Origin of the sequence: Pseudomonas sp. KB_15 (genome assembly GCF_052114525.1) — a bacterium.
GTDB lineage: Bacteria > Pseudomonadota > Gammaproteobacteria > Pseudomonadales > Pseudomonadaceae > Aquipseudomonas.
The window spans coordinates 1-13130 of record NZ_JBFREX010000051.1 but is presented as its reverse complement, the minus strand read 5'-3'; the positions used below and the strand labels follow the sequence as shown (position 1 = coordinate 13130).

The 13130-nt window shown below is 61.3% G+C and carries 13 protein-coding genes and 1 pseudogene; 5 read left to right on the top strand and 9 right to left on the bottom strand.

All coding sequences use genetic code 11. The features are described 5' to 3' along the window. Positions 1–27: 27 nt before the first annotated feature. From AB4Z35_RS26075 to AB4Z35_RS26050, 6 genes are all read right to left on the bottom strand, one after another. A complete protein-coding gene (locus AB4Z35_RS26075) occupies positions 28–1476 on the bottom strand; it encodes an NAD-dependent succinate-semialdehyde dehydrogenase (RefSeq protein ID WP_442100229.1) in 1449 nt (482 codons plus the stop codon). Beyond that, positions 1473–2507: an aldo/keto reductase gene (locus tag AB4Z35_RS26070; RefSeq protein WP_442100227.1), complete on the bottom strand. Its 1035-nt coding sequence runs from the start codon at positions 2505–2507 to the stop codon at positions 1473–1475. Before AB4Z35_RS26070 ends, AB4Z35_RS26075 begins: the two co-directional genes overlap by 4 nt. Positions 2508–2517: 10 nt before the next feature. Next, positions 2518–3030 carry a formaldehyde-activating enzyme gene (fae, locus tag AB4Z35_RS26065; RefSeq protein WP_007984954.1) on the bottom strand — a complete coding sequence of 171 codons (513 nt, stop codon included), beginning with the start codon at positions 3028–3030 and terminating at the stop codon, positions 2518–2520. Between the two features lie 232 nt (positions 3031–3262). Next, positions 3263–3553 (bottom strand): pentapeptide MXKDX repeat protein, encoded by a 291-nt coding sequence (locus AB4Z35_RS26060; RefSeq protein ID WP_442100225.1) that lies wholly within the window; start codon positions 3551–3553, stop codon positions 3263–3265. Between the two features lie 53 nt (positions 3554–3606). Continuing rightward, entirely contained in the window at positions 3607–4392 is a 786-nt protein-coding gene (locus AB4Z35_RS26055) for a molybdopterin-dependent oxidoreductase (RefSeq protein ID WP_442100224.1), read from the bottom strand. Further along, a complete protein-coding gene (locus AB4Z35_RS26050) occupies positions 4389–5006 on the bottom strand; it encodes a cytochrome b/b6 domain-containing protein (RefSeq protein ID WP_442100223.1) in 618 nt (205 codons plus the stop codon). Before AB4Z35_RS26050 ends, AB4Z35_RS26055 begins: the two co-directional genes overlap by 4 nt. Before the next feature lie 278 nt (positions 5007–5284). Between AB4Z35_RS26050 and AB4Z35_RS26045 the strand changes: the two genes are divergently transcribed. Continuing rightward, the gene (locus tag AB4Z35_RS26045) at positions 5285–6220 is read left to right on the top strand and encodes a class I SAM-dependent methyltransferase (protein ID WP_442100222.1); all 936 of its coding nucleotides are present in this window, start codon (positions 5285–5287) and stop codon (positions 6218–6220) included. Positions 6221–6339: 119 nt separating this feature from the next. Here the strand turns inward: AB4Z35_RS26045 and AB4Z35_RS26040 are convergent, their stop codons facing one another. Then, positions 6340–7113, bottom strand: a complete 774-nt coding sequence (locus AB4Z35_RS26040) for a helix-turn-helix transcriptional regulator (protein WP_442100221.1) — start codon at positions 7111–7113, stop codon at positions 6340–6342. Between the two features lie 110 nt (positions 7114–7223). Here AB4Z35_RS26040 and AB4Z35_RS26035 point away from each other — a divergent pair, with 110 nt between their 5' ends. Both AB4Z35_RS26035 and AB4Z35_RS26030 read left to right on the top strand, forming a co-directional pair. Further along, positions 7224–8327 (top strand): extracellular solute-binding protein, encoded by a 1104-nt coding sequence (locus AB4Z35_RS26035; RefSeq protein ID WP_442100220.1) that lies wholly within the window; start codon positions 7224–7226, stop codon positions 8325–8327. Positions 8328–8492: 165 nt separating this feature from the next. Beyond that, entirely contained in the window at positions 8493–9623 is a 1131-nt protein-coding gene (locus tag AB4Z35_RS26030; RefSeq protein ID WP_442100219.1) for a DmpA family aminopeptidase, read from the top strand. Between the two features lie 311 nt (positions 9624–9934). On the opposite strand, the gene AB4Z35_RS26025 is transcribed toward AB4Z35_RS26030, so the two are convergent. Continuing rightward, entirely contained in the window at positions 9935–10555 is a 621-nt protein-coding gene (locus AB4Z35_RS26025; RefSeq protein WP_442100217.1) for a TetR/AcrR family transcriptional regulator, read from the bottom strand. A 165-nt stretch (positions 10556–10720) separates the two neighbouring features. Here AB4Z35_RS26025 and AB4Z35_RS26020 point away from each other — a divergent pair, with 165 nt between their 5' ends. Beyond that, on the top strand, positions 10721–11161 hold the full coding sequence (locus tag AB4Z35_RS26020) for a hotdog fold domain-containing protein (RefSeq protein WP_442100215.1): 441 nt from the start codon (positions 10721–10723) through the stop codon (positions 11159–11161). 170 nt (positions 11162–11331) lie between these two features. On the opposite strand, the gene AB4Z35_RS26015 is transcribed toward AB4Z35_RS26020, so the two are convergent. Next, on the bottom strand, positions 11332–12054 hold the full coding sequence (locus AB4Z35_RS26015) for a GNAT family N-acetyltransferase (RefSeq protein WP_442100214.1): 723 nt from the start codon (positions 12052–12054) through the stop codon (positions 11332–11334). 503 nt (positions 12055–12557) lie between these two features. On the opposite strand from AB4Z35_RS26015, the pseudogene AB4Z35_RS26010 reads away from it, so the two are divergent. Continuing rightward, positions 12558–13130: pseudogene (locus tag AB4Z35_RS26010) on the top strand (copper oxidase); the annotation flags it as partial.

Here is a 13130-nt window from a genome sequence, read left to right as displayed (position 1 = left end):
CGCTCCTACAGGGGGCGGCGTACGTCCTTACAAACCACCCATCAACAGGTATTTGATTTCCAGGTAGTCATCCAGACCGTACTTCGATCCTTCGCGACCCAGGCCCGATTCCTTGATGCCGCCGAACGGCGCCACTTCCGTGGAAATGATCCCTTCGTTGATCCCGACCATGCCCGCTTCCAGCCCTTCGGCCATGCGCCACACGCGACCGATGTCACGGCTGTAGAAATAGGCCGATAAACCGAACGGCGTGTCGTTGGCCTTTTGCAGCACTTCGGCTTCGTCCTTGAAACGGAAGCAGGCCGCCACCGGGCCAAAGGTTTCATCCTGGGCGATCAGCATCTCGCTGTTGGCTTCGGCGAGGATGGTCGGCTCGTAGAACGTGCCGCCCAGCGCATGACGACGGCCACCACACAGGACTTTGGCGCCCTTCTCCACCGCGTCGCTCACGTGCAGCTCGACCTTGGCCAGTGCGGCGCCATTGATCAGCGGGCCTTGCTCGGTTTCACCGTCCAACGCACTGCCGACGCGCATCGCTGCAACCGCTTCGGCGAGTTTGCCGGTGAAGGCTTCGTACACACCGTCCTGAATGAAGAAGCGGTTCACACAGACACAGGTTTGTCCGGTATTGCGGAACTTCGAGGCCATCGCGCCTTTGACCGCTGCATCCAGATCGGCGTCGTCGAACACAATGAACGGCGCGTTGCCGCCCAGTTCCAGCGAGACCTTTTTCAAGGTGTCGGCGGCCTGGCGCATCAACAATTTACCGGTGCGGGTCGAGCCGGTGAACGACAGCTTGCGCACAACGCTGGACGCTTGCAGCGCACCGCCAATCGCCACGGCATCACCGGAGACGATGTTGAACACACCGGCCGGAATCCCGGCCTGCTCGGCCAGCACCGCCAGCGCGAAGGCCGACAGCGGGGTTTCTTCCGACGGTTTGAGGATCATCGTGCAACCGGCGGCCAGCGCCGGGCCGACCTTGCGGGTGACCATGGCCAGCGGGAAGTTCCACGGCGTGATCGCCGCGACCACGCCGATGGCTTCCTTGGTGACGATGATCCGCGCATCGGCCTTGTGGCTCGGGATCACATCGCCATATGCACGCTTGGCTTCTTCGGCGAACCACTCCAGGAAGCTCGCGGCATACACCACTTCGCCCATGGCCTCAGCCAATGGCTTGCCTTGTTCGCGACTCAGCAGCGTGGCCAGATCCTTCTGGTTGCTCAGCATCAGTTCGCTCCAGCGCTTGAGGCGTTGGCTGCGTTCCTTGGCGGTCAGCTTGCGCCACGCCGGCAATGCACGGTTGGCGGCTTCGATGGCCAAATCAGTCTCTTCAGCACCGGCCTTTTGCACCTCGGCGATCAGCTCGCCGTTGGCCGGGTTCAGCACCGGATAAGTCGCACCGCCGCTGGGCCCCTCACCGCTTAACCATTGCCCATCGATGAAATTGCCGTGGCGGATCAAAGTACTCATGCCACGGCCTCGGTCAGGTTGAAGCGTTCCAGACCCGGACGGGCGGTACGCAGGATGCGCCTGCCAGCGGTGTAATCGTTGATCACGTCGCACGGCGTGTAGTTGCGTTCCAGCTCGTGCAGCTCTTCGGCGTCGAGTCTGGTTTCCAGGGCCGCCAGGGCACTGTCGAACTGTTCGGTGGTGTCGGCGCCGACCAGCATGCAATCCACGCCCGGATGGTTGGCCACCCACGCCTGGGCGATCTGCGCGTTGGACACGCCACGGGCACGGGCGACACGTTGCACCGAATGGGCGATTTCGAACGAGGCTTCGTCGCTGTACATCTGCTGGGTAAAGAAGTCGGTCTGATTGCGGGTCGACTGCGCGTCACCGGTCAGCAGGCCGCGAGCCAACGGGCTGAACACCGAGACACCGAGGCCCTGATCACGACAGAACGGGATCATCTCGCGCTCTTCTTCACGGTAGGCGCAGTTCAGTTGCAGCTGCATGTTGATCGGCTTGACCCAGCCATTGCGCTCGCAAGCCATGAGGATTTTCGCCAGTTGCCCGGTGAGCATGGTCGACACGCCAATGTAGCGGGCCTTGCCGGAACGCACGATGTCGTTCATCGCGCTCATGGTTTCTTCGACCGGGGTGTTGATGTCGAAGTAGTGCAACATGAAGACGTCGACGTAATCCATGTCCAGGCGTTTGAGCGAGGCGTCGATGCTGTCCATGATGTGCTTGCGCGAGTGACCGCTGGCGTTGATGCCGCTGCGGGTGCCGTAGCCGACCTTGGTGGTGATCACCAGGTCTTCACGACGGGCCAGGCGCTTGACGATACGCCCCACCACTTCCTCGCCGACTCCAGCGGAATAGAAGTCCGCCAGGTCGATGAAGTTCACGCCGTTGTCCAGGGCGTGCCTGACGATCGGCTCGCTTTTCTTCTCATCGAAGATCCACGGTTTCCAGTCCGGGGTGCCCATGTTCATGGTGCCCAGGCACAGGCGGGAGACTTCGAGGCCGGAGTTGCCCAAACGAATGTATTGCATGGCGCGGACCTCAGGCTTTTGGCGTGTAGAAAGGGTTGCTGATGTGATCGACCACATCCTTGAGCTGCGCGGTTTCCGGTTTGCCGGTCAGGGCGGCGCGGATCGCGGTGCGGCAGGCGTTGTAGTTGTTCAGGTACACGGCGTCGAGGTCATCGCAGGCCGGGTTGACCCAGTTGGCCGTCACGATGGCCCACTCGTCCTCGGCTTCCGGCGGCAGGGTGCCGTCAAGCAACGCTTCCAGAACCGCCTTGGCGATGCCGGCCTGGGACGCGCCCCAGGTGGCGTTGCCGTGCAGGTCGCTACCGATCGCGGCCTTGTTCACATACAGGGTCATCGGCTTGACCGGGATGTTCGGCTGGGCGATCACCATGAACGGGCAGTGACCCTGGCTTGGCGACGCCAGGCTGTTGGCGAACGCTTGCCCTGCCGGGCCGTTGCGCGGGCCGATCAGGATGTTGATGTGCGCGGCGTTCACGCCCGGGCCTTCGAAACCTTCACCGATGTACAGGTCGAGTTCTTTCATGATCATTACTCTTGGGGACGCAGAGGGATGTGTTTGGGTGTTCAGCAGCACACGCAAGCACAGGGCCTGGCGTGGCAGATGTTCGGGTTCGAAGAGCGCAGCAGGACGCTGGCGAAGACGCGGCAGTGATGATGAGTCATGGTTGCAAACGCTCTTTTTTGTTGTTGATGAGCTGGTGGGCGTCCGTCTTCGCGGGCAAGCCCGCTCCCACAGGGTCCGAGGTTGCCTGGGATTACTGCGACGTGGCGTCCTTTTTCATCGCATCTTTGCTCATGGCGTCCTTGGACATGGAGTCGCCTTTTTTCATCGCGTCCTTGGACATCGCATCGCCTTTTTTCATGGCGTCCTTGGACATCGAATCGGTCTTCTTCATCGCATCTTTCTTCATCGCATCCTTGGACATGGCGTCCTTGGACATCGAGTCCTTGCTCATGCTGTCGTTGCTCATCGTGTCAGCAGCGAACACAGAGGCAGCGCCAACGGCCAGGCACATGGACAGAACAACGGTGGTCAACTTTTTCATGGTGAAACTCCTTGGAGCACGGGTTTGCGGACGGTGAATGTTTCGGGCATTCATCAGCTGCCACCAAACCAGTTGTAGCCCTGGTCTTCCCAGAAGCCGCCGCTGTAGGTGTTGCTGACGAAAATCGCCTGAATGTGTTTGGGGTTCTTGTAGCCAAGCTTGGTGGGCATACGCAGCTTCATCGGGAAGCCGTATTCGCGCGGCAGCACCGCGCCGTCCCAGGTCAGCGTCAACAGGGTCTGCGCGTGCAGCGCGGTGGCCATGTCGATGCTGGTGTAGTAGTCGTCGGCGCATTTGAAACCGACGTATTTGGCATCGGTGTCGGCGCCGATGCGCTTGAGGAAATCGCTGAAACGCACGCCGCCCCAACGGCCGATCGCGCTCCAGCCTTCAACGCAAATGTGCCGGGTGATCTGCTCGGTCTGGGCCATGGCGCGCAGCTCTTCGAGGCGCCAGCTGCGCTTGTCGGCGACCAGTCCGGTGACTTCCAGGCGATAGCCCTCCTCCTCCACCGTCGGTGCCTCGTCGATGCCGTAAAAGGCATTGAACGGAAACGGCCGGGTGATCATCGATTCGGGATAAGTCGGCGCCATCGCGTTGGGGTTGAACAGCCAGCCTTGCACGCGGTCATTGAAGCGCGACATGGACGACAACGCCGTCTCGACACTTTCGTTGTCGGTGATGTTGCAACCGGACAACATCGCCACGCCGCCGAGGGTCAGGCCGCGCAGCAGGAACGAGCGGCGCGAGCGGTCTTCGATCTGTGGGGCGAGAATCTTGCGGGCGTCGATCAGGATCGAAGCCTCGTCCAGCCCGGGTACCTGAATGCGCTTTTTCATACCTGCTCCTTGCGGCCGACGATCATGGCCCACAGCGTTTTCGGAACCAGCGCGACCATCAGCAGATGCACCGCCACAAAGGCCACCAATAAAGCCATGGCGAAGAAGTGCACACGGCGCGCGCCTTCGTAACCGAACAGCAATTCACGCAACAGCGGGAACTGCACCGACTTCCACAACACCAGCCCGGAGAGCACCAGCAGCGTGATATCGACCATCACGAACAGGTAGGCGACTCGTTGCACCTGGTTGTAATGACTGAGGTCGGCGTGTCCGAGCTTTCCGCGCAACGCGGCCCACAGGTCATGCAGCACGCCTCTGGGCGAAACCGGGAAGAAACGCCGCTTCAGGCGTCCGCTGAACAGGTTGAAGGCGAGGTAGATCAGACCGTTGATCGCCAGGAACCACATCGCTGCGAAATGCCATTGCAGCGCGCCGCCAAGCCAGCCGCCGAGGGTGATCGACTTGGGAAAACTGAATTCGTAGATCGGCGAGGCGTTGTAGATGCGCCAGCCGCTGGTAACCATCACCAGCACCGCCAGGGCGTTGAGCCAGTGAGTCAGGCGTAGCCAGCGTGGATGACTGGACTTGGGTGAAGGAGTGGTCTGCGACATGTCCGGCTCCCGGTTGTTATTCGTTGGAGCCGATTATGGGAGCCGGAAGATCGCCAAATCCTCACGTAAAGTTAAATTAAACGTGATAACTCGCTCACAACGAGCACCGAAAAACCTGTGGGAGCGAGCTTGCTCGCGATGGCGTCGTGTCAGGCGATACAACTGCTGAATGACCCACCGCTATCGCGAGCAAGCTCGCTCCTACAGGGTTCTGTGGTGGTCCGCCGGTTGTGCAATTATGGTTAAATGCCGCCCCCGCAAATTGCCGACCCAGACCAATGAACACAGACGCCCTTGCCACCCTTCACGACCACTTGCTGACGGCACTGGCAGCCGCCCCTGCCGAAACCCGCCGCCTGTTCCACGGCCGTGGCCGCTGCTGGCCGGGGCTGGAGCAAGTGACCGTGGACTGGCTGCAAGGTGTGGTGCTGGTGGCGCTGTTCAAGGAGCCGGAAGCTGAGCAACTGGAAGACTTGAAGCAGGTGCTGATGGCGATCACCCGGTCTGGGCAGTGGGCAAAATCCGGCGCCCATACGCTGTTGCTGCAACATCGCTACCTGCTGCAAAGCACCACCGAATGGCTGCTCGGGGAAGTCATCGAGGAAATGACCATCACCGAGGGCGGCCTGAAGTACCGGGTCGACCTGGGCCGCAAACAGAACACCGGGCTGTTCCTCGACATGCGCTACGGCCGCGACTGGGTACGGGCCAATGCCGAGGGCAAGCGGGTATTGAACCTGTTCGCCTACACCTGCGGTTTCTCGGTGGCGGCCATCGAAGGCGGCGCGACCCACGTGGTCAACCTCGACATGTCGAGCCCGGCCCTGAGCCGTGGTCGCGACAACCACCGGCTCAACGGCCACGATTTGAGCAAAGTGAGTTTCCTCGGCCACGACCTTTTCAAGTCCTGGGGCAAGGTGATCGGCAAAGGCCCGTACGACCTGGTGATCATCGACCCGCCGTCGTTCCAGAAAGGCAGCTTTTTGCTGACCAAGGATTACCAGCGCGTGCTGCGCCGTTTGCCGGAGTTGCTCAGCCCGCAAGGTACCGTGCTGGCGTGCATGAACGACCCGGCATTTGGTGCCGACTTCCTCATTGACGGCGTGACCCGCGAAGCCCCGAGCTTGCGGTTCGAGCAGCGGCTGGAGAATCCGCCGGAGTTTCCGGATGCCAATGTCGAGTGTGGGTTGAAGGCGTTGGTGTTTCGGCAGTAACACCGAGTCGCTTGTTTCGCGAGCAGGCTCGCTCCCACACTGGATTGGCGGCGTTCACAACACCTGTGGGAGCGAGCCTGCTCGCGATGACGTCGGAATGGTCACCAGGGTCAACGGACTTATCGCGGCTGCAACACCAGCGCAAACAACTCGCCATGCCCGTTCACATTGAGCTTGTGATAGAGGTTGCGCCGGTGCACTTTCACTGTCTCCGGGGAGATGCCCATTTGCTGGGCGATGGCCTTGCTGGAGAAGCCCTGGAGAATCAGGCGCGCGGTTTCGATTTCCCGCAGCGTCAGGCGTGCGTCGAAGCGATCGAGCAAGGTCGCCAGATCGCCGGCCGGTGGTTCGGCGACCGGCCCTTCCGGCGGCAGCAAATCCAGGTGTCGGCGCATCGCTGCCAGCACCCAGTCACGCACGCACAGCAGGCGGCCCTGCTCCTCAAGGCTGAAGCGCGTCGAACGCCCGAGGGACAGGCCGAGCACGGCGCCGTCGATGTTGACCATGAACTGCAACTCGTCCCCACCGACCACGGTACTGAAGTAACTCAGGTAGTACTCGCTGTGCTGGAACTGGTCGGGGGCCACCGATTCGAGGCTGTGCAAGCCGTCGGCGATGCCCGCGCAGGCGGCTTGATAGAACGGATCGAGCAGGTACATGCCGGCGCGGTAGTCCGCCAGTTCTTCGTGCTCATCACTGCTGCCCTTGGCATCGAAATCAATCAGCAGGCGCGGCACATGGCCCGGACGCATCAGCGCCACCAGGGCGTTGTCCAGCGGCACCAGCAAGCGCAGGGTATCGACCAGCGCACGCCAGAAACCGTCCCGCCCCACCGTCGTGAAAACCCGCGCCAGCCCCTGGTGCACCGGCAACTCTTTCAACAACGCGTCCACGCACTACCCCTTTTGAGTAACCCATGATGGGAATGGGTGAAGGCCACCCCGGTCGATACGCTGCAAACTCCTGATTACCACCGGCCATAGCAGGCCAGGAGTGCCGCATCATGAGTCGTCACCGCTTGTATTTCAATCTGGGGTTTGGCGCCTGTCTGGCCGTGTCACTGTCGGCCTTTGCCGTCGAAACCCCGACCGTGCACGTATACAACTGGTACGACTACATCGGCCCCACCACCCTGCAGGATTTCAAGCGTGACACCGGGATCGCACCGGTCTACGACACCTTCGACAGCGCCGAAGTACTCGAAGGCAAACTGCTCACCAGCCGCAGCGGCTACGACGTGGTGGTGGCGAGCAATTTCAGTCTGCCCACCCTGATCAAGGCCGGTGCCCTGGCGCCATTGCCCCGGGCGCAGATGCCGGACTTCAAGAACATGGACGCCGATCTGCTGGCGAAACTGGCCAACAACGATCCGGGCAACCAGTACGCCGTGCCGTATCTTTGGGGCACCAACGGCATCGGCTACAACGTCGACAAAGTGCGCGCGGTGCTGGGTGACAAGGCGCCGGTGGATTCCTGGGACCTGGTGTTCAAGGAGGAGAACCTGGCCAAACTTGGCGAGTGCGGCGTGGCCATGCTCGACTCGCCGTCGGAGATGCTGCCGGTCGCCCTGCACTACCTCGGCCTGCCACCCAACAGCACTAACCCCGAGGACTACAAAAAAGCCGAAGCACTGCTGCTCAAGCTGCGTCCGCACATTGCCTACTTCAACTCGTCGAAGTTCATCAGCGACCTGTCCAATGGCAACATCTGCGTGGCGGTCGGCTGGTCCGGCGCGATGCTCGAAGCCAAGGCCACCGCCGAGCAGGCCGGCAACGGTGTGAAGATCGCCTACAGCCTGCCCAAGGAAGGCGCGCCGGTGTGGTTCGACACGCTGGTGCTGCTCAAGGACGCACCGCACCCGGAACAAGGGATGGCTTTCATCGACTACCTGATGCGCCCTGAAGTCATCGCCCCGGTCAGCGACCACCTCAATTATCCCAACGGCAACCGCAGCGCCACGACGCTGGTTGCCGAGGCGACCCGCAGCAACCCGGCCGTCTACCCGCCAGCCGAAGCCATGGCCACCCTGTTCACCCTCCAGCCCCTGCCGCCGGCTACCGAGCGCGTGCGCACGCGGATCTGGAGCAAGGTCAAAAACGGTCAGTGACGAGGACACCACAAAACCCTGTGGGAGCGAGCTTGCTCGCGATGAGGCCAGCACATTCAGCATTGATGTTGGCTGACATGACGCCATCGCGGGCAAGCCCGCTCCCACAGGTAAAGCATCCGCCCCGCCAATTTTTTCTGCCACGAATCGAAGATGAGAAAACCCATGAAACCACGCGCCCGCGACCTGAACATCCCGATCGGCCAACTGCAACCCGGCCCGCTCAATGCCATCACCGACGTCCCCGGCGTACGGGTCGGCCACAGCAATGTACGAGGACGCACCACCAACGGCCGCGACATCCTCACGGGCGTCACCGTCATCGAACCGCGCGCCGGTTCCACCAGCCAGCAACCGTGCTTTGCCGGCGTGCATGTGCTCAACGGCAACGGCGATGCCACAGGGCTGGAGTGGATTCGCGAAGCGGGCTTGCTGACCAGCCCCATCGCGTTCACCAACACCCATAGCCTGGGTGTGGTACGCGATGCGCTGATTGTGCTCGACCGCGAGCAGCAACCCGATGACGGGCGTCTCTACTGGAACATGCCGGTGGTGCTGGAAACCTTCGACGGCTTGCTCAACGACATCAACGGCTTTCACGTGAAGCCGGAACACGTGGCCCAGGCCGTGCGTTCGGCGGCGGGCGGTCCGGTGACCGAAGGCAATGTCGGCGGTGGCAGCGGCATGATCTGCCATGAGTTCAAGGGCGGCATCGGCACCGCGTCGCGACGCTTGAACAGCGCCCAGGGCGGCTGGACGGTGGGGGCGATTGTCCAGGCCAACCACGGCATCCGCCATGAACTGCGCGTCGATGGTTATCCGGTCGGGCGCTACATGGAACAGGTCGATTCGCCATTCCTCAAGGCCTCGTTACCGCATCCGGGCATGGGTTCGATCGTGGTCTGCCTGGCCACCGATGCGCCGTTGCTGCCACACCAGTGCACGCGCCTGGCCCAACGCGCCAGCCTCGGCCTGGCCCGCACCGGCGGCGGTAATGAGGACCACAGCGGCGACATCTTCATCGCCTTCGCCACCGGTAACGATCACGTGCCACCAGCCGCCTATGAGAGCAAGAAAGCGCCGACCACCGACAACCTGAGCATGGTCAACAACGACCACATCAGCGAGCTGTTCCTGGCCGCCACCGAAGCCGTGGAAGAAGCCATCATCAATGCCTTGCTCGCCGCCGACACCGCCGAAGGCAATGGGCATGCGGTACCAGGGCTGGATGTCGAAACGTTGCTCAAGGCGTTGCGCCGCGCCGGCTGGCCGGGGGATGCGACTAGTGGTACTTGAGTGAAACACTTGGTCTTTTTACGATGAACTTGCGCAGCCGTTTGTTGACTCAAATCGCTGCGCAGGTGGTGAGTGCACTGAACCCCTACCAAGCTCACCGCCTGCTTCATGCGCATCTTGAGCCTCTCGGCTCTACTTCCTCCCCATCAAAGAGCTTTGAGGCTCTTTTTTTGCCTCTGAAAAACCATTTTCCAATCAACACATCTCCAATGTGGGAGCGAGCTTGCTCGCGAAGGCGGTGTGTCAGCCAACATGGTTGGCGACTGATATGACGCCTTCGCGAGCAAGCCCGCTCCCACAGGGGGGGATTTTCATTGGGGTTGGGGGATGCACAGCGAACGCCACGCCGCCTGCGCCAGCATGTCCCGGTACGCCTTCGGGCTGCCCTTGACCCGGCCCGACAACCAGGCGCGGCAGTAGCTGTCGGCCTGGCCGACGATCAGTGACAGTATCAACTCCGCCGGAAAACTCCCCAGCTCATTACCCTGTGCCCTCAGCCACTCCAGCAACTGCTTGTTGCGCGTCTTGTTGCGGGTGGCGAGTTCATCCTTGAACGGCCCCTTGGTGACGGCAAACCGTGCGTGGTACTGGAACCGTGCCCACTCCGGCTGGCTATCGACCCAATCCACATAGCTGTGCACCAGCGCATGCACCCCTGCTTGAGTGGTTTTGGCGTCAGCCAGGTAGCTGTCGCGCAAACGGGCCTGATCATCGAGGGCGGTAAAAAACAGCGCCGCCACCAGGCCTTCCTTGTTGCCGAAATGGTGATAGATCGCGCCCACGCTGGTATCGCATTCGGCGCGAATCATTTCGATAGTCGTGGCCTCGATCCCCTGTTCGTTGAACAGGCCGAGGGCCTTTCTGAAGATGTCGCGCTTGAGTTCGGCGCGTCGTCCGGGGTAGCAGCGTTCGAGTAGATCGGCGGTATCCATGCTGAAAAACAGTCCGGGAAAGTCATGGGTGGAGGCTGGTGGTTGCCAGCGAACAAGTGGCGCTAGGTTGACAGATTTCCTTTCAACAGAATACTGTTCCGTTACAGAACATTATTCTGTTACGGAAGAATATTCTGCAAACTGTCATCCTCAAGAGGCAAAAAAATGAGTCAGTTCCTCAGCATGTTCAACAGCGCAGGGCCAGAAGGGTTCAGCAAAATGGCCTGCCAGGTGGCGCCCTATTTCTCCAGCATCAACCCGCTGGTCAAGGATTTGCGCAAAGGCTCTGCCACCGTGCATGTGCCGTTTGCCCGGGAGATCACCAATCATTTGGGTACGGTGCATGCGATTGCCATGTGCAACGCCGCCGAACTGGCCGCCGGGATGATGACCGACGTCTCCATTCCCGCCGGCGCACGCTGGATTCCCAAAGGCATGACCGTGGAATACCTGGCCAAGGCCAAGAGCGATGTGACGGCGGTGGCCGCGGGGGATGCAGTGGACTGGACCACTGAAGGCGACAAGATCGTGCCGGTGGACATTCACGATGCCGAGGGCAAGAAGGTGTTCACGGCGCGGATCACCATGAATGTGAAGCTGGCCTAAACGCTGACCGGCTCTCTCGCGGACAACTCAATCCCTGTGGGAGCGGGCTTGCCCGCGAAGGCGTCGTTTCAGTCGCCATAAATGTTGGCTGACACACCGCCTTCGCGAGCAAGTCGGATCGCCGCACCGCCGCTCCCACAGGGGGATTTGTGGTGTTTGGGAGAGTGCGATCAGACCAGGCGCAACCGGGGGCCAGACACCGGCACCGCATCATCACCCAACCGCGCCCGCACAAACTCCTGAGCCTTGCGCGTCAACTGGTCCAGATGCCGGTCGCGTTGTTTTTCCGCGTCGGTCATGGCCCGCTTGCCGTGCTTTTGCAGCAGGTAGGTATGAATCTGCCGCACTTCCAGCGAGCTGTAGATCGACGCCACGTCCAGCAGCGCCATCAAGCCATCGGTAGCGTGGTCGCGGGTGTTCATCAACACCTGGGTCGCACGCACGCCCACTACCTGAAAGCCCATCGCTTCGAAATACGGCACCTTGGCCACCGCACAGGTCAACTCGGCATGGGGATAACGGCCGACCATCTCCCGCAGCATCCGCCGGGCCACGCCCTGGCGCCGATATTCGGCCTGTACCGCCATGTACGCCACGCCGCAAGCCTCGGGGTCGTCCTGCACCGGCAGGTACAGCAAAAAGCCAATCACCTTTTGCGGGTCGTCTTCGTCAGTGGCAACGATCAACTCCACGGCAATGCCCTTTTCTCCGTTCAGCGCCTCCAGATACAGATGCACCTCATAGCCGATCGCATATTGATAGAGGTTGTACAGCAGGTTGCTGGGCGGGATCGCGACCATGCTGATGTCGGTCAGGTTGTCGACCACCATCTGCAGGATCTGGCTATTGATGTGCTCGGGGCACGGGGTCTTGAAATGGCTGATCAGGGGCATTGCGGTGACGGACTCCGGGAGGCAAGGGCCGCCTATCATAGCGCGCCTGACGCGTCCGGTCCGAAGGCTGATGGACAACCCCCATTCATCAGCCATGCGCATCGCAGGCGCTTGCGTTACTGCTGAAGGCGTTGCGTTTTCGAAGCTGACAGCAGTGACTCAGGCACACTTTGTGCTGGATAAACTTGCCTCTTCGCGATCAGGCCCGCTCCCTCAGGGGACTGCGGTTTTGCCCACTCCTCGATCTTCTGTGGGAGCTCGCCTGCTCGCGAACGCGTCCACCATCACGCCGGTCTGTGGTGTGAGTGAGGGGAATAGGTGGGTGAAGCCCCCCATCTTTGAGGATTCCCACCCACTGCGGCGCGGCGACTAAAGTCCAAACCGCCAGCCTTTTGATATCAATCAGGTTTTTGTCTCCCTTGATCTCCCCGCGATTGGCGCACCTCTTGCATTAAGCGAATTGCGAACGTCTGCCACACCGGCGCGCCCCCGAGGGGAACAACATGAAAAAAATGCCTGACCTCCAGTCACTCGGTTTTTTCCGAAAACCGGGCATCGCCGCTGTGATGCTGATCAACATCAGCTTCGGCAACGCCAACGCTGCACCGCTTGACGATGTCAGCCAGCCGCCGCCAACGGATCCTTCGGCGTATACCAACCCGGCGGCCGACCCCAAGGCTGCGCTGGATTCGATACTGACCATGCCTCCCACCTACCAGGGTTCCATCGCCCTGCCCAATGGTATGTACGGCACCCGCACCACGCCAACGACCGAAAACGTGCTGCCGCCAGCCCTGCAAACTTCATTCAAAATCCCCACCAATGGCAAGCCCAGCCCATTGTTTGGGGCGCAGCCGTACACTCAACAACTGCTGCTGTTCGAAGAATTCGGCACGGAGAAACTCGACCCGACACTGCCAGCGCCGTCCCTGACTTTCCCGGTTCCGACCGTCGGCCCGGCTCCCGTGCAGGACCCGAACAGCATCGCCCGCAGCGGCCCTTCGGCCGCGGCGCTCGAAGCCTTCATGCGCCAGCCGGGGCTGTACCCGTTTCCGTCGCAGTATTCCAATGCGCTA